Here is a 1,723-nt window from a genome sequence, read left to right as displayed (position 1 = left end):
CACCCTTTGGGTGGACGGCTTGTTCTTGCTCTCGGCCTTGCTGCAGCCCGGGCTCAGTGGCCTGATCGAGTGAAACGAACTGCAAAAGCTGCCCCGATTCAAGGGCTTGAACGGCGCAACGACTTGTAGTCTTCGGGAACCGGCACTGCCGGTCGACCCGTTCTGACCCCTGATCGAGAGTTGAGATGAAGCGGCTTCTGAGCTGGCTGACCGGCGCACTGTTAATGGCGAGCCTGATAGCAGGCCTCGTGCTTCCGAGAAGCGTCTACGCCGATGACGACCTCCGCAGCAAGTATTCCGGCAATGAGATCCGCAATATCGCGGACGACAAAATTGCCGCACGGGACGGCAAGGTTGATTTGAACAACTCCTCTGTGCGCCGTTTCCAGCAATTCCCCGGGATGTACCCGACCATGGCCGGCAAGATCGTGCTGGGTGGTCCTTACGACAGCGTGGAGGACGTGCTGTCTCTTGATCTGACCGAGCGTCAGAAGGAGCTGTTCGCGAAATACCGCGACAACTTCACCGTCACCCCTCCCTCCATTGCACTGAACGAGGGCGACGACCGCATCAACGACGGCCAATACCGCTGATTCCTAACCCCGTCACACTGGTTGTAACTGCTTGAACCGCCGGACCAGCGGCGGTTTTTTTGTCCCCGTGATGGCCCAGCCCCGCAGCTCTGACCCCATCCCCTCAGGTCCTTGGGACGTGGTGGTGATCGGTGCCGGGGCTGCTGGCTTGATGACCTGCCTTGATCTGCCTCCGGAGCTCAAGGTGCTGCTGCTCAACCGCAACACGGGGCGGCGTTCCTCCAGTCGCTGGGCCCAGGGGGGCATCGCCGCGGTGACCCGCAAGGAGGACAGCGCCGACAGCCATGCGGAGGACACCGTTCTAGCTGGAGCCGGCCTGTGCGATGGCGATGCGGTGCGACTGTTGGTGCAGGAGGCGCCCCACTGCGTGGAGCGCCTGGGGGAACTGGGGATGGCCTTCGACCGGGATCAGGACGGTCTTGCCACCACCCTGGAAGCAGCCCACAGCCACAGGCGGGTGCTGCATGTGCAGGACCGCACCGGGCGAGCCCTGGTGGATGTGCTGCGGGATCGTGTTGAGCAACGACCAGGGTTGCTGCACCGCCGCGGTGTTCGCGTGACGCAGCTGCTGGTTCGCGATGGGCGCTGTTGCGGCGTGCAGGTGCTGGATGGGGCGCACCTTCATGGGATCGAAGCCCGCGCCGTGGTACTGGCCACTGGCGGTGGTGGCCATCTGTTTGCCAACACCACCAACCCAGCCCAGGCCTGCGGCGAAGGCATCGCCCTCGCCTGGCAGGCGGGCGCAGCCGTTGAAGATCTGGAATTCGTTCAGTTCCATCCAACGGCCATCCGCCTGGATGAAGCCCCCTGCTTTCTGATCTCCGAAGCCGTTCGCGGAGAGGGCGGAGTGCTGGTGGATGCCCTGGGGGGCAGCCCTGTGGCCCACCTGCCCCAACGCGACCTCTCACCGCGGGACCAGGTGAGCCGAGCCTTGATGCAGGCCATGCAGCGGCAGCGGGTGAAACAGATGTGGCTCGACTTTGCCGCCATCCCGCGCGACCAAGCGGAGCGACGCTTCCCAACGATCCTGGACCGGTGCGACGAACTCGGACTGAATCCATTGGAACGGCCAATCCCCGTGGCCCCAGCCGCCCACTACTGGATGGGAGGGGTGGCCACAGACCTGCAGG

General features: G+C 64.1%; 2 protein-coding genes. Both read left to right on the top strand.

Annotated elements, in window-relative coordinates; all coding sequences use genetic code 11:
• Window positions 1-185: 185 nt before the first annotated feature.
• The gene (gene psbU, locus ACGVJ8_RS08195) at window positions 186-593 is read left to right on the top strand and encodes a photosystem II complex extrinsic protein PsbU (protein ID WP_392347105.1); all 408 of its coding nucleotides are present in this window, start codon (window positions 186-188) and stop codon (window positions 591-593) included.
• A 70-nt stretch (window positions 594-663) separates the two neighbouring features.
• Window positions 664-1,723 (top strand): L-aspartate oxidase (locus tag ACGVJ8_RS08190; RefSeq protein WP_392347110.1); only part of this gene is annotated, 1,060 nt, incomplete at its 3' end.

Source organism: Parasynechococcus sp. (assembly GCF_042954245.1).
GTDB lineage: Bacteria > Cyanobacteriota > Cyanobacteriia > PCC-6307 > Cyanobiaceae > Parasynechococcus.
Note: the sequence above shows the minus strand (reverse complement) of the source record. Positions and strands in the feature narration are given on the sequence as shown.

Coding starts and splice junctions, on each gene's coding strand:
- psbU (WP_392347105.1), top strand. CDS start 186: ATGAAGCGGCTTCTGAGCTGGCTGACCGGCGCACTGTTAATGGCGAGC.